This window comes from Vibrio crassostreae (assembly GCF_024347415.1).
Classification (GTDB): domain Bacteria; phylum Pseudomonadota; class Gammaproteobacteria; order Enterobacterales; family Vibrionaceae; genus Vibrio; species Vibrio crassostreae.
In genome coordinates, this window is record NZ_AP025477.1 from 1,311,355 (window position 1) to 1,332,948 (window position 21,594).

Genomic DNA, 21,594 nt, shown 5'->3' on the forward strand with positions numbered 1-21,594 from the left:
GAAAACCACGGCCTTTTTATTTACGTCTTAAGAACTAATTCATTCTGCAACTAATAAAACACTAAACTTGTATTGCGCAGCGTTGTACTGATAAACCTCACCATTAATGGAATCAAACGTCATCACGCTCTGTCCATCACTTGCAGGAGTCGAACTCCATATAAATGAAGCCAAGTTTCCTGCTTCAACATTAAACGTATCACCGAACACCTTGTGACTTATTGCTGGAGAGTGGCATGCCACTTCTTTTAATGACACTAACTCTTTGATGTTTGGCATACGCCATTCTTTTACACCTGAGAACTGATGCAACGCATGACTACCACTCTGGTCATTAATTGATTCAACCATAGCAAGTGCACTCTGCCAGTGGTAGGTTTCAGCTGGTCCACTACAAGCTAACGTCTTTGCATCCCAAGTTTTCCCCAGCTGGCAACGCATCCAAGTCAGCCCTGTGAGTTCATCACTAAACGTCCCATTATCGTTCGCCACATAGCGTGTGCTTGGAGCCGATTTTTCCATATCTAGGCTGCATTCTTGTGCCATTGCACCCGCAGAAAATAGGCCAATTAAAGTTATTGAGAGTAAATTTTTCATATCTATTGACCTTGTAGTGAAACTAAACGAACTGGGAATTGGTACGAATCATAATTATCTGAAGAATCAACATCACCTGAATAGATCTCTATGGAACCAACAACCCCTCTATCTGCTCCCTGAGTTCCAATCTCGTTATAATAGAAGCCACCCGTGACAGCGCCATTTGTGTATTGACTATAAGTAATGGATTGAGTCCATACCGAACCAGTGTAAGTCGTATAGTCAATACCAAGGGTTTGATGTGGGAAGTACTTGTAAGTTAAACCATAAACTTCACCATCTGAGTTAGTTTCAGTTTCACCGAAGTCGAGCAAGTTGTAGAACTCATGGAACGTTGGCAAACGCCAATCTGACTTACCGCATAAATTCATTGCGTTGATATGCTCAACGTAATCTTGAGTGGTACATATCGCATCACCTTTCGTTTTACACGTCGCTAGATCAACATCCTGATCGTAAGGCGTTACTAATCCAGGTAACTCTAGCGCTAAAATGCGATCTTTATATTGAACAGAGTTTTCATCATCCGTTTTCGACTCCCAAATCAAGCCACTGCGTTGATCGAGGATACAAGACCACTGTGCAGCATCATCAGCAAGCACCTGACCACTTGAATCTAACTTTGCAAACTGGAAACCATTGCCAGTATTGCTATTCAGCTCTGTTTTATCGAAGCCGTATTCTGCATCTTGACCTGGGAATGAACTCTGTGGCTCAGCGACATTTTGTGTATCATCGATATCTGAGAAATAGCGTAGAACACCAGTATCATTCAATGCTGTGGCAGCTTTCAATTCACCTTCTAAGAAATTAGCAAAAGCGGTAACTTCATCATTTGTGAGCACGCCATTTACATAATCAGCCGCACTCTTATCAAATTTCGCACTTAACTGAGCGAGCATGAATGCACGATTCGAGTGCTTAAAAGCCTTGATTGTTGATACGATATTTTGTTCCAAACTCGCGAGCTCAGACGCAGATAAATCGTCTTGTATGTCACCAGAAATAGAGATACCACTTTTCGCGAGCTGCGCTTTTAATTTGCTGTTGGCCTCAGCAACCGTCAGTCCATCCGCAACATAACCCGCCAAAAGTGAACTAATACCATTAATCTCATTCCCCGTGTTTTTTTGAAGACCGGGAGCTGCGATATAAGCGTAAGAAGACGCAGAACCGCTCGTGCTATTGGCTGCTATCCCCGTATCCACTTGAGCTAATAAAGGAACCGATAAAATTGACTTCTTAGTACTGGTAATACTAAATTCGCCATTCGCGTTAGCCGTCGAGCTTGGCTCTCCGCTATCACACATATAGTTTTGATTGATGTCTGCGCAGACCTTACTTTGTAAATCTACATTTTGTGCTGTCACTGTACCTGAAACAGTGTAGGTTGGTGCTGCCGATGCAGAGGTATCGGAACCGCCCGAACCACCACAGCCAGCTAGGGCCAAAGAGATGGCCAAAATAGTCAATTGAGGTTTCATAGAGTTATCTTCTTGTTTTGTTTTTAAAGAGCCTTGCCATTTGAGGCAAGTAACGTGTAGCAAATGACCTGCCTAACGAAAGCAAAGATATAAATAGAATCAAGATAGGTGAAGCTGAGCCACCAGAAGAGCTATTGGTAGCTATTGGTTCTTTAGGTGAAGTCGTCGTTTCTCCACATTCATATTTCGAAATAGTGCCGAGCCCCCAACGCTTTAAGCTCCCTGTTTCACCATTTACATAATCGGCAATTTCCAAACGCCAAGACCCATTAATAGGCTCACCCTTAAACGAATCAAGAGCCGAGTCATGCTTGAGTGTGAAGTAGCCATCAAAGCCAGAAAAGCGTGTCGACTTATGGTTAAGTAAATCAACTCGAGTTCCCTTCGGTGAAATCAGAGTTACCACTAAGTCGCTTAAACGAGGATGCTCGATTTCTAAATACATACCGAAATTTTCGTCTGCGATCTGATCCGTTCCACTTAGTGTGAAATTGAATGTTTTAAAGCCAACGATCGGCTGATTAGTCGAGCTAAATCGGCTATCGGGAAGATAGCTATCCAACTCTTTGATATCGGATTCGAGTACAGGTAAGCCATATACCAGGGGCAAATCATGCTGCCACTTTTGTGATTTGAGGGTGTCGCTGTATCGATAGTCGACATTCGTATTCATGGTGACTGAAGAACCACACACCTCACCTGTAGGAAGTGTCGCTTCGATCGTTAGTTGGTTAACCGGAGGACTAACAAACGACTTCACCAATTCTGAAATATTGATTTCGCCATCGACTTGAGCCTGTCTTAACGTCGGGTACAACTCAATGGTCAGCGGCTTCTTTGGATCAACATAATGATCAGGAACCTCTACTTTAAATGGCTCGATGATCAGTCCATGCACATCAAACTTTTGCTTCAATATTTCGGCATAATCTCGATTCGGATAGAGCTGTTGAGCCACAAACAGCGTGCTCTCAGCTAGATCATGCATTTTCACCCCACGTCCGAGCCCGTACATAGACTCAAGTATGATTGAATCGAACTCTTTAAAAGCGAGCTCACCATACTGTTCAACCGCGGCTTTCAGAGCTTGGAACAACGGTGTTGACCAAAGTTCATCACCTAGCTCCCCCGCAACGCTTTCATGGGGGCGATATTCCGCTTGTCTAAAGTAACGTGCTCTTTGGTTCCAAAGGCTGCGAGTGGTATTTCTTACGCCAAAGTAGCCATCCCAGTTAAAGACGGTATCAATCTCGAACTCTTGTCCACGAGTTTGGGCATTTTCATATTGAGTACGAAAGCTAAAGCTACCAGCCCAGTAATCACCAAAACCTTCACCGATTGCACCGGTATGACCATAAGCCCAATCTTTTACTATGTGATAATGAATCCCATGCCCAAGCTCATGCAAAATGACGTCGCCATCTAATGCATCTGGAGAACCTCCACCGACACCAAACAGAGTTGCTTTAGGACCGTAGTAGTAAGTCGAGTTATCTGCAGATAGTCCTCTACCGTCGAATTCAAGAGGTGCATCAAACACATCAAAGCCCAAGCTACTGATATAACGCAAAGACTGATCAAGGTGAGCAAAAACCATCAACTGTGGGAATCGCGTGTCTTGCCAATCCACATTTTGTAAATCAGCCAGGTCAGTAAACTTAGTAACACCCTCAGCTGCAAGGAAATTTGAAGCATCACGGTTCGTTACAGCACCCGAGTCAGGGTCAATCGAGTATAAGGCTGTTGCATCAACCTGAGACACACGATCGTTGGTAAGGTAGATTCCATTACTATGGTTCAACACTTCCACATCCGTTTGGACATAGCTCGGAGAGTTCGGATACTGACTCACATCCGTTAATAGCGTTTCTGGTGGCGCAGACCTGTCCATAGTTCTCAAGTCTGGACTGAACACGTTCACATGAGTCGCAACAACTTGCCCACTGCTTAAGCTCGGCGGACGTTCTGCTTCTAATAAACGAGGAGCTTCTAACTCAGCAGCCGTTGTCGGATTTCCGTTGAGTAACACGGTATTTTCTAAGCTTCTGAAAACACGTAACACCTGTTGGTCAGTATTCGTGGAAAGAACCATAGACTTCTGTTGTTGATACTCACCTTCGATCAATACATCGAAATTGTAGTGGTTCCCCAATTTAGACTGTGTTTCATAGCGAAACCTTAGCGTACCAACCTCAGGATAAGCATTTTCCAAATAAGCCTTAGCTTCTTGTTGCGTTGTCACAACGGTGCTGCCAATTGGGTAATCCCATTCAGCGGCACTGCTTGTTGCAGAAGCTAAGCACAAAGCAAGGTAAAGAGAACTCTTCTTCATATGTCCTCCTTAAAACTCATACTTGGCGTTAACAGTGAAGTAACGACCAGGTTCTGTAGAGTAAAGTTTATTGCTGTCCGCAATACCCGCAACATCTTGGTATCGGATGTATTCTTTATCAAATAGGTTGATCACATTGGCGCTAACATCCAAGCCAAAGTTCCAAGAGTAACTCAAACCTAAATCGACACTCGCCCAGCCAGCGGTCGTCGCACAATCGGTAACGATACCTAAATCATCTTCACATTGAGGTACGTTATCCATAGCTTGTGCCCAATTGACCTGCGCGTAAGCAGAGATAGCGTTGTCGTCATAAGCTATCTCAGCATTACCTTCCCAAGGTGTGAGTGTACGAACTTTTTCTCCATCTTCGTCTTCTCCATCAACGTAACCAACCTTGGTACTCACACTCCAAAACTCGCTTAAACGATGAGCAATTGAAGCTTCAATGCCATACGTCTCGACTCCATTTACATTTTGATACTGCTTGTAGTAGTTACCTGTATTTGAGTCCGGCACAAACGTGATCTGTTTAACGTCGATAAAATTATCGAACTTTTGATAGAAAACGGCCGCGTAAAGCTGCGTTTGTCCATTATCAAACTTACTGCCTAATTCGAACGAATCACTGGTTTCGGCCTCTAGATCCATATTCGGCACAATGACAAATGGGGTGATTGGGACAAAATCATGGTTCTGGTAACCATAAATTTTGTCATAACCCGGAGCTCTAAAGCCGTGATTGTAAGAAAGGTATGTATTAAACGAGTCCGTCAACTGATAACTCACCGATAAGCTAGGAGAAAACTCACTCGAATTTTGCTCCTTCACTTCATAGCCATTGATCGTGTTCTGTGACTCAGGTTTCAACTGGTGTAAATCAAAACGAGCACCTGCCGTCACAGTCCAATCGTCAATTTCAATCGCGTCACGAATAAAGGCGGCAAAGTTGTACGAGCGAGCGGGAGCAAAAGGCACATCCGTGTTAAGTGACACTCCGTTCCAATCTAAAACAGAAGATTGACTTGGACGCTCATGGAGGTTGGTTTCCATATTCACGCCATAAGATAAGGTATGACTCATGTTGCGATGTTGGAATGCACTAATAAAATCGGCGTTTACACCAAGAAGCTGATCGGTAAAACCACGAACATCAATCGTTCTGCGTAACTCAGAAACGTTGTTGTTGGTTCGAGACATCAAACGATTGGTGGTATCTTCATTAGTCATATCACGCCAATAGATCTTGGCATCCAATTCCTCGAACCAAGTATTGGAAGGAAGGTACTCAAAGCCCGCATACGCAGAAAAAGTCTCGGTATAGGATTGTTGATCAAAATCTTCAGTATCCCACTTGCCATCTTTTTGGATCTTAGAGGTGCCCTCTTTTCTATTTAGATTCTCTTTATAGTACTCAACATTCCCTTTAAGCATTAATGCATCACTTGACCAGTAATTGAGCGTATAACCACCACCGACACCGTCTATGTCTCGGTTATATAAGTCTTCGTCAAAATTACGAGTTTCTTCACCTTCCCAATAAGAAAGGTTTATCAAGCTTTCAAACTTTCCCGAACGAAAAGCAAGGTTTGTCGCGCCTTTGTATTTATTACTGATACCGGTATAGGTTGCTGAGACATCACTATAAAAGTCTTCGTTGTCGAGATAATCCCCCGGCTTTTTAGTCCGAACCACTACCACACCACCAATAGCACCCGAACCAAATACAGACGAACTCGCCCCTTTTATAACCTCAATACTTTCGAGGTTAGACATATCAAACGAGTTACGCCCAATTTTGTCATTGAGGTCATTGGCTCCAAAGCCGTCAGCAGACTTTATTCCGTCTTTAACAATCAAGATACGGTTACCAGTCATTCCGCGGATAGTGATATTTTGAGGTCGCCCCGCTCCCCCAGAAACACTGACTCCCGGTTCGCTCTTTATTGCATCATAAAGCTCAGTTGCGCCCTTTTTTTCGAGTTCTTCACCAGTAATCACGGCAACTGAACCTGCAACTTCAGATAGTGGCTGTTCAATTTTATTCGCTGTTACGATCACTTCTTCAAAGTGATAAACCTCGGATTCGGCATGCACGAGGTTGGCAGCAAGTACGCTCAGTACTGCCGCTGATAGGGGGGAAAGCTTCATTTACTGCTCCGCTTTAATGTCTTTCAGGGTAAGTGATAAAAGAAATGCGTACTCAAACGCTTGTTGTGACTGGGAGCGCCGCCTGTCGGTCGAGTGCCCCTGAGTAAAGTTTGTCGCTAACAGATAGGGCCCGCTTCCGGTCGTAAGCTCGTTAAGTTTCGCGTAATACTTAGCCCCTTCCCAATAAGGAACACGGCGGTCATTGAGGCCAACTTGAATTAAAATCGGAGGGTAATTTTGTTCTCTAAGATTCAAATAAGGGTCGTATTCTTCCATTGCCTTTAATTCATCGGCGACACTAGGGTTACCCCATTCCCCGTACTGTTGAGCGGTTAACGGTAGAGATGAGTCAGACATGCTGTTTACTACATCGACGAACGGCACTTTGAGGACTGCACCATTAAATAATTCAGGAGCCTGATTTAGAGCCGCCGCAACAAGAGTTCCACCAGCACTGCCACCCATCGCATAAATAGAACGCTTACCTAGATTGTATGTAGTCAAATCACGAGCAACGGCGATGAAATCCAAGATGGCATTTTCTTTTTTTATCCCCTTGCCTGCTTGATACCAAGAGTCACCATAGAAACCACCACCGCGAACATGCGCAATCGCATAAATAACACCTTCATCAAGGAGGCTGATAATTTGAGGCATAAAGTAGGGCTTCATCGTCACGCCATACGCCCCGTATCCGTACAAAAATACAGGAGTATCCTGAGTGAGTTTATCTTTACGATAAGCCAGAGTAACGGGGATCGATACCTCGCCAGACTTCACCATAACTTGTGCAGTTTGATACGCTGATTGTTGGTATTGAGGGTAATGATCTTGAGAGAGTAATTCTCGTTTTAGAGAACCCGTATTTAAGCTTTCCCACTTTGCAGGTTGGGTAAGAGACATACTTCTAATATGCAGTTTATTACTCGTGTAGTCGCCAACTTGACTCACCCAAGCAACCTGGTCCACCTCGGTTATTGGTTGGCTTAAACGATATTTGTTGCTGCTATCAAAGAAATGTAAAGACTGAATTGCCCCACTCTGACTAATAACCACAGGACCAGATTCAAACAAATAAAAGTTGTTGATTCTGGATTCATCTGCCGGCTCAAAGACGGTGGTCCATTGCTCTACTTGTGAAGCTTGGTGCAGCGGTACAGAGTAAAATGCAAAATGACTGCGTGTATGGTTACTGTTGACGAATAAACGAGAGCCAGAAACATCAAGGTAGTATTCCACGCCAACTTTACGTGGCAAAACGGGTTGAGATATTTCCCCAGAATCAAGGTTTAATAAGCGCTGCTCACTTGAACTACCACTGTTTGCCTGTACCACAGCAAATTGAGTATCACTTGATAGGTAATACGACAGTAACCAAGCAGAATCTGACTCTTCTAGTAGCTGAATGGGATCTGACTGATCTAAGAAGTATTTCGCTAATGCATAAGGTTTTGAGGTCTGTTTTTCCAGTTGAATCAAATACAGAGACAATCCATCTTTAGACCATGCCAATGAACTATCTACATTTTGGGCTACAGAGATAACTTGATGAGTTTGAAGATCAACAACACTTACTCGATATTGTTCTGCCCCTGTAACATCTTCAGCGATCGCAAGTTTTGTTCTGGTTGAGTCTAGTGTCCAAGCGCCTAATTGGTAATAGTCAAATTCAGCAGATCGAGCATCAATGTTAAGTAATTCAGTAAAATCTTCACTCCCAACTAACCGTGATAGCAAGGATCTCTTACCATCGCGCTCCAGGATCGCATATTCATATCCACCAATTTCTTGCCATGGTTTGTCAGCTCGATTAGGGCGGTTGTCATACCAATTTTTTTGTAGGGATTCACTCAAAGATTGAATACGTTCTTGATACTGGTGAGTTTTGTTATTTTGTTGTTCAAGATACTTGAGCACATTGCTCCCGCTACGAGAATCATCTCTGGGCCAGGAGAATTGATCAGAAGCACTAACTTCTCCTGTCAACAAGAGAGCAAAAGCTAACAACACAAACGCTTTCATAAATACAACAAATCCATACGCTAATTTGATAAATTTCGCTTATACTGCACATAAACGATAATGAGATCAATTATCATTTGCATAAATATGTGACTTGAATCACGAGGAATGCATCAATTAATGATGGCTTGCTATTGCAACCATAGGGAAAATTTAAATTCAAATAAGAGTGATAAGTTAGTCAATAATGTTTATTGGTGGCAAATTTATGGGCAATTATAGAATAAGCAATCGTTTACTTAATTTTAGGCAACGACTTAGTTCAACAGGCTCTATCTATAAGTTCAACTAACACGTTGGCTCAGCAAACCTACTCACCAAGATCTTTGTCCCAAATCCTTTCTATCGCTTCTACTCTTCGAATCTGCTTTGAAGGAAAATGTACGACCCTAAGATCAGCGATCGTTTCTTGTTGTTCTAACTGCGAAAGCGCAGCATCGTTGAGAATGTCATTTCGTTCTACTTGGTAAACTTCCAAGGCATCTTCAAATTCAGCTCTTTGTTGGTCGAGCGCTTCAAGCCTTTGCGCAGCTTCTTCGCCGACAAGTTCATTTCGCTTTAAGTATTTATCTTGTTGATCAAGCCCCTCAGAGCTTGATAGTTGTTGCAGCAAGACCTGATTCTGATGGCTCGTTTGAACGTAATCAGGCTGTTCTGACATCAAAGCATCCATCCTTTGTTGATAGTCTTGCTCACCTAAGCCCTCTTGTTTCAGAAGTAACTTTTCTAAAGCGATTTCTCTCATGCGATTGTCATGAGTAAACAGAATACTTATCTCGCTCTGGCTAAAGAATTGATCCTGGAGATCGAGTAACGCTTGATTAAGTGCTTGTAAGTCTTCGGCTGAAATTGATGTAGTGTCGAACCGAACATCCAACGAGGTCAGTGCCGATTTATACTCAAGGTATTTGGCAAACAATGCTTCATCGACAACGGCACTTTGTGATTGATTGTGATGTTTTGCCACGTTGTCACGAATATCTTCGAGGGTTAGTTCGTTATTGCCTGAGACAAAATATTCCATCATGTCTTTAGCTGATGCATTATCGATTTCGGTATCTTGTTGAGAGGTGGCCTTCAAAGAGGAGGCGTTTTGTTCTATTTTTTTGTTTGAATTTAGCTCGTCTGTCTTTACCGGTAAAAAGGTTGGATACAAAAAGACCGCCGCTGTACTCATCAGGGCTATCGTAGTTATCGACAAAATGGCGGTCTTTTTCATCATACTTTCCTTGTTTCTAATTTAAACGGTTGTGCAGACTACAAACCAGCCAACTTTAATCGATTGGCATGCTGGCGATAGAGCGTCACAGGATCGGTCTCAAAGAGATGGTGAATTCCCAATAACCCATTTATCTCATCTAGGTGGTTCATTTTGTAATCGTCACCAATCACTTTGCCTAAATGCGCGCTGCACGCCCCCACTAGCCCGTCATTCGGTTCAGTGAAGGCTAGGCCAAGGATTGTCATTGCTCCGTCGGTAGGATCAAGAAGGTTGGTAAAAGTGGATGACCCTGTCCAGGAGTAGTAATAAACACCGTTACTTGCTTGCCACTCACCATCACCACATTCAGACGTAGGAACGCCTTCTGGGTAAAACTGATTGAATGCAAGCGAACCTTCTGTCGTTAAAGCTTCAAGAGAAGCGAGTCCGTCTTGGTCTAGATCCGTTCCACCAGATAAAAGGTTAATCAGTGTCGTTAATCCATCAGCAAGTTTAACCGCAATACCTTCTGTAGCTGAGCCTTCAGGTACGGTGCCGCGAACTAAATCGGCCACCTTAGAGCCTTTGTGAACGCCACCAATACTGGTCACTGATGCAACCAGATCTGGGCGAACTGATGCCACATAGCGTGCAGTCGGTCCACCATGACTGTGTCCAACCAAGTTCACCTTACTCGCTCCGGTTGCCGCTATAAGTGTTTCAACTTGAGCCAGCAACTGCTCGCCACGAACTTCAGAGCTGTTGGTCGCAGAAACCTGAGCGACGTATACACTCGCGCCATCTTTTGTCAGAGATTCCGGTACGCCATAGAAATAGTCGACGCCCGCCAATGTATCGAAGCCAAACAAGCCATGTACCAACACAATGGGATATTTCGTTTCAGTGTATCCGCTGACTTCTAATGCCGATGCGCTCGTTCCTGCATAGGCACCAAAACTGGATAGACAAGCTATCGTCCAAATTAATATCTTTTTCAATGCTCTTTCCTTAAACAGATTAGACCTCTGATGAGTAAAAGAACCGTAGTTGATGATTTTATAAAACAGAAAAAAGTGACTCGATATTTGTGAGATTGAACTGGAATTAAACAGTAGTGATTAACATCAACACAAACAGATTAAGACCTAAAGCTAAGGTGTTAACTAATTGATTTAATTAATATTTAATGCAATAGCATGAACTCGCACTTTCAATAAACTAACCAAAATATCAACCTAACATTCGTAAAGATCAAAAGCGCGATGGCAAACGTTCAAGCTTTTAAACCGTTATTTATCAACCATAAACCCGTTGGAAATTTGATATTTATACCAGTAATGACACTCCAATAGTTTGAATGTATTGACGTAAATTATTAATTTTATGTATAGGTCGTACCAGTCATTTAGTTATTCACTTATCAACAAGCAACAACGTTTCCATTGGCTCACCTCAAAATAAAAAAAGAGAACACAGTGATGAAAAATACGGCTTTAATACTCGCGTTAACCATGCCTTTCGGTGCTTATGCCGCTGAAGATCCAACACCAACACCAACACCAGAATCTATAACATCCGCTCAAGTGCTTAGCACGCAAGGCTCCGAAACTTACTCTTATGTTCGATGTTGGTATCGAACCGATGCATCGCATGACTCTGCCGCTACCGATTGGAAATGGGCTAAAAAAGAAAACGGGGACTATTACACGATCAACGGTTATTGGTGGTCTTCTGTTTCATTCAAAAACATGTTCTACAGTGATACTCATCAATCTGAAATCAGGCAGCGTTGTGAAGAGACGCTCGACATCCAACATGACGTCGCAGACATCACCTATTTTGCCGCAGACAATCGTTTCTCTTACAACCACTCCATCTGGACCAACGATAACGTAGTTCAAGCCAATACAATTAATCGCATTGTTACTTTTGGTGATAGCCTTTCTGATACCGGGAATCTATTTAATGGTTCTCAATGGGTTTTCCCCAATGCGAATTCATGGTTTCTTGGGCACTTCTCAAACGGTTTGGTTTGGACGGAATATTTAGCCAAAGCCAAAGATGTTCCTCTGTATAACTGGGCCGTCGGCGGCGCAGCCGGTACCAACCAATATGTCGCGTTGACTGGTGTTTATGATCAAGTCACCTCTTATCTGACCTACATGAAAGTCGCTAAGAACTACCGCCCTGAAAACTCCCTATTTACGATCGAGTTTGGCCTTAACGATTTTATGAATTACGACCGAGAAGTCGCCGATGTAAAAGCCGATTTTAGTAGCGCACTTATCCGGCTAACAGAGTCTGGTGCGAACAATATCTTACTGTTCACATTGCCCGATGCGACCAAAGCACCGCAATTCAAATATTCAACCGAGCAAGAGATTATCAAAGTTCGAGGAAAGATCTTAGAGTTCAATCAGTTCATTAAAGCACAGGCTGAGTATTACCAAAGCATGGGGAAAAATCTGGTGTTGTTCGATGCGAGTGCGTTGTTCGCCAGCATTACTGATAACCCTGAGCAGCATGGCTTTAGAAATGCGAGTGACGCTTGTCTTGATCTCAATAGAAGCTCAGCCGCTGACTACTTACGAAGCCACAGCTTAACTAATGATTGTGCAACTTACGGTTCAGACAATTATGTCTTTTGGGGCGTGACACACCCAACTACAGCTACTCATAAATACATTGCAGACCACATCTTGGCGTATTCGCTCTCGACGTTCGATTTCTAGCTAAATACCGGAAGCTAATGCTTAGACAAAGTAGAGAAACAAAAAAACCGCCTAATATTGGCGGTTTTTATTTACGTTAGCTTTTGGCTCACGCGAGTTGGTTACTCATCGTCAGTTTTTGGCGCAACTTTCTTCTTAGGGATAAACACTGTGTCACCCACTGCCACATTTTGGTGGAAGCTCTTATCACGTTTAACTGGCTTCTTCGCTGTCTTCTTCGCTTGAGGTTTGCCCGCTTTCTTAGCTGGGCCGCCCTTCTTAAAGGCTGGTTTACGAGGCTTGATACCTTTGAACTTACCTTTTAGGCCTTCAAGCACAGAGAAAGTAAGATCTTGTTGAAGGTAAAGCTCAACACGCTTGAAGCTGTCCCAGTCTTTTGGACCAACCAAAGAGATTGCATCGCCTTTGTTACCTGCCCGGCCAGTACGACCAACACGGTGAACATACTCTTCGGTGTGCTTCGGCATATCAAAGTTAATAACGTGGCTCACGTTTGGAATATCGATACCACGAGAAGCAACATCGGTTGTTACCAAGATTTTGTAAACCGCACGCTCAAACTGGCTCATAATAGCATTACGTTGCGTTTGGTTTAGGTTACCACTCAGTGCAACCGCTTTAAGCTTCTTCTCGTTCAACTTATCTGTTAGACGATCGGTATCAGCACGAGTTGCAGTGAAGATCATTACCTGACGGTATTCAGCTTCTTCTAGTACACGGTCTAGAATCGCTTCTTTGTGATCGAGGTGATCACATAGGTAGAATTTCTGAGTGATATCTAAATGCTGCTCGTTAGAAACACCAACAGAGATACGCTTAGGCGCATCTAGCATTTCATTGGCAATGCCGTTTACTTCAGCGTGATCTAACGTTGCAGAGAACATTAGTGTCTGACGACGACGGTGTTTAGCAGCATTAGCAATGCGACGAAGTTCTGGAGCGAAACCCAAGTCAAGCATACGGTCTGCTTCATCAAGGATTAGCGTTTCAACACCATCTAGGAACAATGAACGATGTTCTAAGTGGTCAGCAAGACGACCTGGAGTTGCAACGATAAAACGAGGGTACTTACGCAGTGCTTTAACTTGGTCGTTAAAGTTTTCGCCACCCAAGATAAGCGCCGCTTCGTAAGATAAACCACCAAGCATGCTACGCAGTTCACCGTAAACTTGCTTAGCCAGCTCACGAGTAGGAGCCAAAATTACACCACGAGGATCTTTAGCAGAAAACGCTTTTGTTTTTAAAGCCTTATGTATCATTGGCAACACAAACGCCAATGTTTTTCCTGATCCCGTTTTTGATGAAGCCAATAGATCCTTACCAGCAATAGCAACAGGGATCGCTTTTGATTGGATCTCTGTCGCCTTCTTGAAGTCGTAATGTTTTAAGTTCTTCAGTAAGCGGTTATCTAAGCCTAAATCTTTAAAGTGCAAAGGACTCTCCAGTCATGATGGTATTGAATAAAATTAATTTAACGTGACATGATACCGCGAAAGTACTTTATAAGGATAGAGATCACAGTAAATTTATCCCTTAATCTATCTCTAGCTAGAACATTGTATGCATTGCTAGCAAAGAGATGGCTCTCCAAGAACACATTACAGTCTCCTCTAAACCCTTCATCTCATAAGTGAGACAGAACGTGATGCTCAGCTAATTACCTCAAAAATTTAGCAATTTCTTTATTTATTGTTTTTGCAGTTAAAAAATTAGTCGCTACAATCATTAATGAAGCGACTATATGATAGAGAATGTATAGCGCATCTTTTGATGATAAATAAGCAAGGAGTTCTTATGAATAAGACGTTAATCGCAGCTGCAGCCTCAGTTTTCATTTTAGCCGGTTGTTCTTCAGAGCCAGAAGAAGCTGCAGTGTCAGAAATGGATCAACTAACTAACCAAGTTGCTCAACTTACTAGCGAAGTTGAAGCACTTAAAAGTGACAAAGCAGCCGCAGAAATGAAGGCACAAGAAGCAGAAGCAGCCGCTATGGCAGCAAAAGAAGAAGCGGATCGTGCTAACGAACGTATCGACAACATCGCAGAGTCGTACACTAAGTAGTTTGAGATCTAAGTGCGATTAAGCTGTAGTTTAAATAAGTCGCAAAAGCAGTATATGGACAGCACCACCTCTTAACGGATGTGGTGCTTTTTTTTTGGGCGATACTAACTCGAGTAGAAGGGACTAATTCGAGTAGAGAAAGGGAAACCGCCCCTTGTTACAGAAGAGGCAATCGAATTAAAACTCAATCACAGGTGGTGCTATCTCTACAGGCACGCCGTTTTGAGCAAAGATAACCGCCTTCGCTTTTGAATTAGGCAGTTCTGCGTCTTCAAGCCACCATTTTAATTCCACAGGGATCTGTAATGATTTCTTTGAACCATCACTTCGAGTTAATGGTTCGTGCGCTTCGACAAACACACTTCTATCTGGCTCTAGTGACACTTTGATTGGCTCATTGATAATGGTGACCTGTTCGCCACGGTTCACTTGCTCAAACAGCCATTCAATATCCTTAGGTTCCATTCGGATACAACCAGAGCTAACTCGTAAACCTATTCCGAAGTCTTTATTAGTACCATGGATCAAGTAGTCACCAGCGCCATAAGAAAGCCTCAAAGCGTACTCACCCAATGGGTTTTCCGGTCCGGCAGGAACCACTCTCGGTAATTCAATGCCCTTTTCAAGATACTCTTTGCGGATTGAATTTGGTGGCGTCCATGTTGGATTCGGTCTTTTTTGACTTATCTTGGTGATCATCTCGGGGGTATCGCGTCCCACTCGACCGATGCCGACAGGAAAAACATGTACTTGATTTTTATCGGGCTCAAAGTAGTACAACCTCAACTCAGCAAGGTTGATAACAATCCCCTTTCTTGGGGTATCAGGCAGAATCAGACGACTTGGAATGCTCAACACATAACCTTCCGCGGGAAGAAAAGGATCCACTCCTTTGTTGGCTGCCATTAAAGAGAGGAAACCAATATCGTATTGCTTGGCAATGATGGCCAAGGTTTCGCCCGCCACCACTTCATGCTGCTGTATTCTGCCAACAATACGGCTTTCTGTTGGTGGCAATTCAAAGGTTGCAGCAGACACCCACGATGAAGCTATTCCACTGGCAAGCAAAGTAGTTCTTACAACAAGCGATGCTGCCCTGTGTAGTCGGGTTTTCATTGACTGCAAAGGCGTCGAGTTAGCGCAATACGACATACAAATCCTTGGTTTGTCTTTTATCAAAGTTTAGATTATCGCTGATCAAACGTCTCTACAACGTATTGTTGTCTCGAAACTGATAGGCAACAAGTTTATATGTGGGCCTTTTCCTCTCATTGGCTTGCAATTTACCCATACAAAATCGATTGCCTTTACGCTTTCAACATATTTGGTTATCAATATTAATAAAACTATAATGACAGACCTATTTTGTGACTAAAGTCTCATGGAGCCACGTTCTAACTCGCTAATATTGCCTCAACAAAACGAATTCAATTCAACAGAATCGGTAATTGATTAAATCCTGTTCCTATAATTACCGTTTAAACTTTGGAGAACGACCATGGCTACACCTCATATTAATGCTCAAGCTGGTGATTTCGCAGAAACAGTACTTATGCCGGGCGACCCGCTTCGCGCAAAATACATTGCAGAAACATTCCTTGATGACGTGAAGCAAGTTTGTGACGTTCGCAACATGTTTGGCTACACAGGCACTTACAAAGGTAAGAAAGTTTCTGTAATGGGCCACGGTATGGGTATCCCATCATGCTGCATCTACGTACACGAGCTTATCGCTGAGTACGGTGTGAAAAATGTTATTCGTGTAGGTAGCTGTGGCGCAGTACGTGACGACGTTAAACTAATGGACGTTGTTATCGGTATGGGTGCTTCTACTGACTCAAAAGTAAACCGTATTCGTTTCAACAACCACGACTTCGCGGCTATCGCTGATTTCGGCCTTCTAGAAGAAGCAGTAAACCAAGCACGTGCACAAGAAGTTCCAGTTAAAGTTGGTAACGTATTCTCTGCTGACCTTTTCTACACTCCAGAAGCTGACCTTTTCGAAAAAATGGAAAAACTAGGCATCCTAGGTGTTGATATGGAAGCAGCTGGTATCTACGGTGTTGCTGCAGACCTTGGTGCTAAAGCATTGACTATCCTAACAGTATCTGACCACATCATCCGTGGCGAGAAACTAAGCTCTGAAGAGCGTCAAAAGTCTTTCAACGACATGATGAAAGTTGCTCTAGAGACAGCAATCAACATCTAACGACTTGATAAAAGATACATTGAAAAGCGTTACCCCGCAGCCAAGCTCGCTTGGCTGCTCAAATAATCCCGAGGGGGAGATCGTGTCTAACGACAAGCTGCCAAAAGATGCGGATGGTTTGCAACTCAACTTTTGTAAAACATTGGCGTGTGACAACTTTGGCTTGAGCGATGCAAAACGGTATGTTTTGCAACACGCTAACCCTAAGCGTCCAGCGATGGTTTGTCGTGAATGTGGAGCTTTCCCCCCCTTACTTAACAATCGTGAAGTGTTAAGCGAACTTCATCGCCTAAGACAACTTCACAGCGATGGGCTCCCTGCTTGTCGTAATGATGATTGCGATAACTTCGGCTTATCGGTTCATACCCACAAACATCTTTATCATGCCTTCGGCTATAGTGGCGACAGGCAGCGTTATCGATGCAAAGACTGCCAATCAACCTTCGTTGATAAATGGTCTGGATCCAATAAAAAACTTCAATTTCAAGAAAACCTCATGGGCTTACTGTTCATGGGCTATTCCGTACGTGAAATCTGTAGAAAATTAGAGATCAATCCAAAGACTTTCTATGATCATGTTGACCATATCGCGAGCCGTTGTCGTCGTAAATTAGCGATGATCGATGCACGATGGGTTAACCATGCGAAAGATTACGAGTTCGCATCTCACTACCAGCGTCTACAGCCACAAAGTAACAACGGTGTGGTTTGGATAGCGACTGGCGAGGCGCATTCTGGCTACATCCTTTGCCAACACGTTAACTACTCTCAAAATGAAGAGCCATCAGGGAATGTCGACCACAACCCTTATGATGATGTTGCACGCTTTGTATCCAAAGAGCACTCTTCAGAAGCGAATCTCGAACTACCTCAGCCCTCTGACAAACTAAAAGAGCGCATTGAACAGCAGTACCAAGTGATTCTTGCGAGAGGTAACGTTGAGGACCCTATGGGTAACCTCACCACATTTAGCTACCCTTCAAAAGGCGCACTAATTCGACCGCCTTATACCTCTTATGCTCACTTCCTACATGTGTTGGATATGTGTAATGAAGACAAACATGTCGCCATCTATATGCCACAAGATCCATTACTAAGATCTGCCGCTTTAAGCGTATGTTTGCCGCGCATTCAGAGTCAAAATATTGACCTTATGTATGTAGAGGAAGATTCAGGCTGGCAAGACGATCAAAGTTTTGAAAAGATCGACATCGTTCATATGAGTTGGTGGCGAGATCGTTGGGCTATTGCGAATCAAGGTGATAATCAGAAAGGCATCTGCTACCTAACAGGTAACAATCCAGAACCAAAACAGTGGTTTAACACGGCCTCAATTCAACAAACTAAGTTCTATCAACAGCGCTTTCAGCTGTTATTTGATAGCTTCATCAATGAGCCCAGACGTAAACTTCGTCCTGGGGGCATTCTTCCATTGCTCGACATATTTAGAGCTTGGCACAATCTGTGCTACCAAGATAAGCAAGGGCTCACGGCAGCGCAACGCTTGGGCGTAGCAGAGCAGCCATTAACTCTAAAGCAACTACTTTCATAGCAACAAAGCCTCTAGATAATTATTCGGGAACTCATTGATTTTAAAGCAACAACATGAGGTAACACCCATAATTAGAAAAGATCGATGTTCCTTTGACGCTCTAAGAAAGATAATTGGTGCTTATCTCAAATTACACTCTTATAATGATTGTGTTATCAATATGTTCGATAATCATGGATCTAAGTCTTGGACAAAAATCAGTACCTTCTTGAAACAGAATTAGAAAAACTCAAAACTCGTGTTGACTCTGAGCCATCGGTGATCCTAGAGATCGCTCAACAGTGCCTAGTCAGATCAGAGCAAGTTCTGTTTGAAGAGGGTGCCATCCAGTCATTGATGTTAATGGCAAGGTGTAGCTGGAACCTGATGGATTACCAGAAAGGTTTAAAGCACATCAAGGAAGCCTATAAGCGCCAAAGCCGATTAGATACCGACCTTTTTCTCCCTGAAATCCTCCATTTACACGCTCTCCAGTTCTGGGGGCAAGCCAAATATTATTCCGCCCAACAGTTTTGGATCAATGCTTTAGAGCAATCTGCGTTGGTTGATGAAGTCGAAATTCAAATTGAATGCCTCATTGGTCTCGGCAATATTTGGCGAATGACCCACGAATATAAACTTGCACGTTCTACTCACCAACTTGCCGTTAAAGTGGCTAACAACAGCCGCATTGGTTGGTTAGAGGGCAAAGCCAGAATACTGCTCGCGTGGGATTACTATCTGCTCAACAACTATGTTGAAATGCTATCGGTACTAGACGGTGCAGAAGAAGCATTAAAAGACCATAAAGATAACACTTGGCATGCAGAAGTATGGGACTTCCGAGGCCTTGCTCTACTTGGTCTTGAACGCTTAGATGACGCAGAGCGCGCCACTGCCAAAGCGCACAGTCTGGCAGTCGAACACAACCTAGTTTGGATGAAGGCGCATTCATACATCAGTCGAGCTCGATTGGATCTCCTGAGAAAAAGGCCAGAACAAGCGGCAGAATTACTGAGACTCGCTGAACAATCCGCCAATGAATTTGATAATGGTGAATTGCTTAGCCAAATTTGTTACCAACAGTCCTTGGTTGCAGAAGAAAACCAGGATTTCAAAGCAGCATTAGTCGCCTTTAAAAAGTACCGTCAATATTCTATCGGCATGCTTAAAGAGCAAACTAATCGTGTCGGTTTGGACAAAGCACGCAGTTCAAAACGCCAGCTTGAACAGAGGGCACGAAAACTGATTAATCGTATTCGTGGCCAACACGAATACGATCCTGAAAAGCACCTATCTTACGTTGTCTCTGAAACCTTTTGGTGGGAAAAACTGGTCCTCTTTAAGACAGAGCTTAAGCGTTCAAACCACAGCATCATTATGTTCCATCATGTCGATACTGATTACTTAGATGTCTGTACCGAGATTGCTCATGCTTTATGTAACCAGAATGACTTCATTGCAAGGCTAAGTTCTGAACGTGTGGCTCTTATGCTTTCCGAAAAAGGCGAAGCCGCAGAGCAAACCTTCCAAACTCTCAGCACCATGCTTGATATTTATCCTTGGCATAGAAAAGGATTAAAAGGTTCAAGACCGACCGTCAGCCTCAATGATATTTTGACGTTCCCGTTTACGCTTGAACAATTAGAAGAAGACGATGCTGAGGTAATAGAATAATGGAAACGCTATTAAGCAAGATCACAGACGCCGGTTTAGACCCTTCATCGGTATCAGGTGAAGAAGCGATCATCTTCTGGAACCACATTCGCCAGCACGTTTCGACAACGCAAACAGAGCAAGCGCACTGCTATATCATCAGCTCTGAATACCGTGCCGAGTTACAACAAAATCAAACCAGTATCGAAGAGTTGAGACGAGCACTCGATCTGCTCCACCTTCCTGCCGATATTGAAGACATTCTGACAGTCAAGACCAGCCTAAGTGACCGCTTAGTTGAAATTGGTGATTACACGTCAGCACTCAATGAATTCGTCAGTTCATCGACAATCGCGGTTGAACACGGCCATATCGATGAGTATGTACTAGCAATTTTAGGCATGGGGAACCTGTGTGATTCCTATGGCGATCACAACAGAGCCCTTCGTTATTACCAAAAAATCAGCAGCATAGACCATGCGATAAGCAGTCGCTCACTTCGCCTCAAATTCAAGCTGCATATGGTGGCGAGCTTGCTTCTGCTCAACCGTATTACTGCAGCCAGCGATTTACTGAATGAGTGCGAAGAACTGAGTATTTTGGTGAGTGACAAGTTGCTCACAGCTCAAATATTGCTTTACCAAGCAAAGGTGCTGCGCGTTAAGAAAAAATATCATGAAGCGCTACGCTGTCTGTCCAAGGTTCAATACCCAGCCAACAGCACTCAAGCAAGCTGGCTTTCGACTATGACTCGTCTAGAGCTAGCACATTGTCTAAGTGCAACCGGCAAGCAAGACTACGCGAGCATGATTTTGTCGAGCACAGACAAACGAGTGAAAGCCTACTCGTCGCCAGTGCTTGCGAAGCGATTCTACGATTCGCTGAGTGACGTGTGCATGAATCAAGGACGTTTTCAAGATGCGCTAAGCTATGAGAAAAAAGGCTACCGAATTGAAACCGATCTGATGAAGCAGATCCCGATAAGTGAACTCGGCGCAAGCCAGCTACGCCGCTTGTCTCGTTTTGAGTTACAACTCAAACTCATTCTCTCTGAACAAGAAAACAAAGAGCTGAAAGAGACGACTGAGCAACACAAGAATGCGGTTGCTCAACTTCAACAAGACGTATTCACCGATCCATTGACAGGATTACACAACCGTCGTTGGTTAGATGTGAAACTGAAAGACATGCTGCTGCACGACACCTCTTTCGCATTGATGGTTATCGATATTGACCACTTTAAGTCTATCAATGATGAACTAAGCCACTTAGTGGGTGATAAAGCGATCGTCAGCGTCTCGCAAGAGCTTAGATCGTACTTCAAGTTTAGAGGTGCATCCTGTGTCCGATTTGGCGGAGAAGAGTTTTTGGTCATCCTAGAGAACAGCGATCTCGCTAAGGCAGAAATGCACTCTGAAAATTATCGAGAACGTATCTTCCAATTCGGATGGCATGAAATACTTGGGGAGCGCGGTTTGACCGTAAGTATCGGTATCACTTTGCATCGTGACGGAGAGAATACTCAACGCACCTTCTACCGTGCCGATAAAGCGCTATACCGAGCTAAAGCCAACGGCCGCAATCAAGTCTGTACAGAGTAGAGCCATGACACTCT

15 protein-coding genes are annotated in these 21,594 nt (G+C 43.5%); 6 read left to right on the forward strand and 9 right to left on the reverse strand.

Features of this window, described 5'->3' with window-relative positions; genetic code table 11:
- Positions 1 to 39: 39 nt before the first annotated feature.
- The 7 genes from OC193_RS21635 to OC193_RS21665 form a co-directional block, all read right to left on the reverse strand.
- A complete protein-coding gene (locus tag OC193_RS21635; protein WP_048662424.1) occupies positions 40 to 597 on the reverse strand; it encodes an Lcl C-terminal domain-containing protein in 558 nt (185 codons plus the stop codon).
- 2 nt (positions 598 to 599) lie between these two features.
- A complete protein-coding gene (locus OC193_RS21640; RefSeq protein WP_048662535.1) occupies positions 600 to 2,084 on the reverse strand; it encodes an Lcl domain-containing protein in 1,485 nt (494 codons plus the stop codon).
- Between the two features lie 4 nt (positions 2,085 to 2,088).
- Positions 2,089 to 4,416: a proprotein convertase P-domain-containing protein gene (locus OC193_RS21645; RefSeq protein WP_048662425.1), complete on the reverse strand. Its 2,328-nt coding sequence runs from the start codon at positions 4,414 to 4,416 to the stop codon at positions 2,089 to 2,091.
- A 9-nt stretch (positions 4,417 to 4,425) separates the two neighbouring features.
- Positions 4,426 to 6,567 (reverse strand): TonB-dependent hemoglobin/transferrin/lactoferrin family receptor, encoded by a 2,142-nt coding sequence (locus OC193_RS21650; protein WP_048661028.1) that lies wholly within the window; start codon positions 6,565 to 6,567, stop codon positions 4,426 to 4,428.
- A complete protein-coding gene (locus tag OC193_RS21655) occupies positions 6,568 to 8,589 on the reverse strand; it encodes a prolyl oligopeptidase family serine peptidase (RefSeq protein ID WP_048662426.1) in 2,022 nt (673 codons plus the stop codon).
- 310 nt (positions 8,590 to 8,899) lie between these two features.
- The gene (locus tag OC193_RS21660; protein WP_048661026.1) at positions 8,900 to 9,808 is read right to left on the reverse strand and encodes a lipase secretion chaperone; all 909 of its coding nucleotides are present in this window, start codon (positions 9,806 to 9,808) and stop codon (positions 8,900 to 8,902) included.
- A 38-nt stretch (positions 9,809 to 9,846) separates the two neighbouring features.
- Positions 9,847 to 10,788, reverse strand: a complete 942-nt coding sequence (locus tag OC193_RS21665) for a lipase family alpha/beta hydrolase (protein WP_048661025.1) — start codon at positions 10,786 to 10,788, stop codon at positions 9,847 to 9,849.
- A 480-nt stretch (positions 10,789 to 11,268) separates the two neighbouring features.
- Between OC193_RS21665 and OC193_RS21670 the strand changes: the two genes are divergently transcribed.
- Positions 11,269 to 12,522, forward strand: coding sequence for an SGNH/GDSL hydrolase family protein (locus OC193_RS21670; RefSeq protein WP_048661024.1), 1,254 nt, complete (start codon positions 11,269 to 11,271; stop codon positions 12,520 to 12,522).
- A 101-nt stretch (positions 12,523 to 12,623) separates the two neighbouring features.
- Here OC193_RS21670 and OC193_RS21675 read toward each other — a convergent pair whose 3' ends face one another.
- Positions 12,624 to 13,955 (reverse strand): DEAD/DEAH box helicase, encoded by a 1,332-nt coding sequence (locus OC193_RS21675; RefSeq protein WP_048661023.1) that lies wholly within the window; start codon positions 13,953 to 13,955, stop codon positions 12,624 to 12,626.
- Between the two features lie 361 nt (positions 13,956 to 14,316).
- Here OC193_RS21675 and OC193_RS21680 point away from each other — a divergent pair, with 361 nt between their 5' ends.
- Complete coding sequence (locus OC193_RS21680) at positions 14,317 to 14,583, forward strand: Lpp/OprI family alanine-zipper lipoprotein (protein ID WP_017061882.1); 267 nt, start codon at positions 14,317 to 14,319, stop codon at positions 14,581 to 14,583.
- Between the two features lie 177 nt (positions 14,584 to 14,760).
- Here OC193_RS21680 and OC193_RS21685 read toward each other — a convergent pair whose 3' ends face one another.
- Positions 14,761 to 15,735, reverse strand: coding sequence for a L,D-transpeptidase family protein (locus OC193_RS21685; protein WP_048662427.1), 975 nt, complete (start codon positions 15,733 to 15,735; stop codon positions 14,761 to 14,763).
- A 346-nt stretch (positions 15,736 to 16,081) separates the two neighbouring features.
- On the opposite strand from OC193_RS21685, the gene deoD reads away from it, so the two are divergent.
- The 4 genes from deoD (at position 16,082) to OC193_RS21705 (ending at position 21,580) form a co-directional block, all read left to right on the forward strand.
- Positions 16,082 to 16,792, forward strand: a complete 711-nt coding sequence (gene deoD / locus OC193_RS21690; RefSeq protein ID WP_048661021.1) for a purine-nucleoside phosphorylase — start codon at positions 16,082 to 16,084, stop codon at positions 16,790 to 16,792.
- Positions 16,793 to 16,874: 82 nt separating this feature from the next.
- On the forward strand, positions 16,875 to 18,344 hold the full coding sequence (locus OC193_RS21695) for a lactate dehydrogenase (RefSeq protein WP_048661020.1): 1,470 nt from the start codon (positions 16,875 to 16,877) through the stop codon (positions 18,342 to 18,344).
- 186 nt (positions 18,345 to 18,530) lie between these two features.
- Positions 18,531 to 20,000, forward strand: coding sequence for a hypothetical protein (locus OC193_RS21700; RefSeq protein WP_048662428.1), 1,470 nt, complete (start codon positions 18,531 to 18,533; stop codon positions 19,998 to 20,000).
- On the forward strand, positions 20,000 to 21,580 hold the full coding sequence (locus OC193_RS21705) for a GGDEF domain-containing protein (protein ID WP_048662429.1): 1,581 nt from the start codon (positions 20,000 to 20,002) through the stop codon (positions 21,578 to 21,580). The genes OC193_RS21700 and OC193_RS21705 overlap by 1 nt, the downstream gene beginning before the upstream one ends.
- The last annotated feature ends 14 nt before the right edge of the window (positions 21,581 to 21,594 follow it).

Bases quoted from the DNA above. Each gene is read 5' to 3' on its own strand.
- OC193_RS21635 (WP_048662424.1), bottom strand. From the start codon at position 597: ATGAAAAATTTACTCTCAATAACTTTAATTGGCCTATTTTCTGCGGGT.
- OC193_RS21640 (WP_048662535.1), bottom strand. From the start codon at position 2,084: ATGAAACCTCAATTGACTATTTTGGCCATCTCTTTGGCCCTAGCTGGC.
- OC193_RS21645 (WP_048662425.1), bottom strand. From the start codon at position 4,416: ATGAAGAAGAGTTCTCTTTACCTTGCTTTGTGCTTAGCTTCTGCAACA.
- OC193_RS21650 (WP_048661028.1), bottom strand. From the start codon at position 6,567: ATGAAGCTTTCCCCCCTATCAGCGGCAGTACTGAGCGTACTTGCTGCC.
- OC193_RS21655 (WP_048662426.1), bottom strand. From the start codon at position 8,589: ATGAAAGCGTTTGTGTTGTTAGCTTTTGCTCTCTTGTTGACAGGAGAA.
- OC193_RS21660 (WP_048661026.1), bottom strand. From the start codon at position 9,808: ATGAAAAAGACCGCCATTTTGTCGATAACTACGATAGCCCTGATGAGT.
- OC193_RS21670 (WP_048661024.1), top strand. From the start codon at position 11,269: ATGAAAAATACGGCTTTAATACTCGCGTTAACCATGCCTTTCGGTGCT.
- OC193_RS21680 (WP_017061882.1), top strand. From the start codon at position 14,317: ATGAATAAGACGTTAATCGCAGCTGCAGCCTCAGTTTTCATTTTAGCC.
- OC193_RS21685 (WP_048662427.1), bottom strand. From the start codon at position 15,735: ATGTCGTATTGCGCTAACTCGACGCCTTTGCAGTCAATGAAAACCCGA.
- deoD (WP_048661021.1), top strand. From the start codon at position 16,082: ATGGCTACACCTCATATTAATGCTCAAGCTGGTGATTTCGCAGAAACA.
- OC193_RS21705 (WP_048662429.1), top strand. From the start codon at position 20,000: ATGGAAACGCTATTAAGCAAGATCACAGACGCCGGTTTAGACCCTTCA.